Source organism: Clostridium sp. AF36-4, from assembly GCF_003435975.1.
Classification (GTDB): domain Bacteria; phylum Bacillota; class Clostridia; order Lachnospirales; family Lachnospiraceae; genus Eubacterium_F.
The window spans coordinates 211,574-212,480 of sequence record NZ_QTVH01000001.1 but is presented as its reverse complement, the minus strand read 5'-3'; the positions used below and the strand labels follow the sequence as shown (position 1 = coordinate 212,480).

1 protein-coding gene is annotated in these 907 nt (G+C 37.5%); it reads left to right on the top strand.

The genetic code is table 11. The features are described from left to right. Window positions 1-157 precede the first annotated feature (157 nt). Window positions 158-907, top strand: a 750-nt coding sequence (locus tag DW005_RS14080) for a transposase (protein ID WP_242989330.1), incomplete at its 3' end; no start/stop codon positions are given.

The window sequence follows — 907 nt, the reverse complement described above, 5'->3', positions numbered from 1 at the left end:
AGTTTCCGCAGTTTTATACACAAGTGCGTCATTTTCCATATGCAGTTATAAACAACTTTCAAAAAAACACCAAAATATAAGGAATCTTCTTCCTTTTTGATGTAAAATTAATTCACCACAAAAAAATCGTACTAAACAAAAAAGAGGAGGATTCCCTGTGGTTTATTTTACAACAAATACTTATACATTGAAACGGGAAATTTTAAATTTTTCAAATAAAATTTCCAAACAGCTTTCGAAACCGGAACGCAAATTCACTGCTGATATGACTTACGGTATGCTTGCTGCCGGAAGCTGTCTTCTGACTGATGTTGTGGATCAGCTTCATGAAGATTCCAAAAAAATAAATATTGTAGATCGTCTTTCCAGACATCTTGATAAAGGTGTTCCTGCACAAGCTGCATCTTCTTATCTTCAGCAGATCAAGAAATGGGTTCCTTCCGAACCGGTCATTCACATTGATGACAGTGATGTTGTAAAATCGGGCGGCTACAAATTTGAATCGCTCGGCATCGTACGGGATGGTTCGGAAAGCACATCTGCTAAAAATGTTTATAAAAAAGGCTACCATGTAACAGAAGCCTGTGTCCTTACTACCGGCAATCATCCGGTCAGTATCTTTTCAAAAGTACATTCTTCAGCTGAAAAGGGTTATAAATCCGCCAATACCGTTACTTTTGAAGCTATGGAACGAGGTTCGGCTCTTTTTGAAAAAGCAACTTTCTGCATGGATCGTGGTTATGATGACAATAAGATGTTCCTGAAGCTTGACTCTTTAAATCAGGAGTATGTGATCCGGTTAAAATCTAACCGCAAGCTTCTTTATCACAATAAATGGACATTTGCTACGGAATTGCGCAACCGTCGCAAAGGGAAAATTAAAACCAATGTATTTTATAAGGGGAAA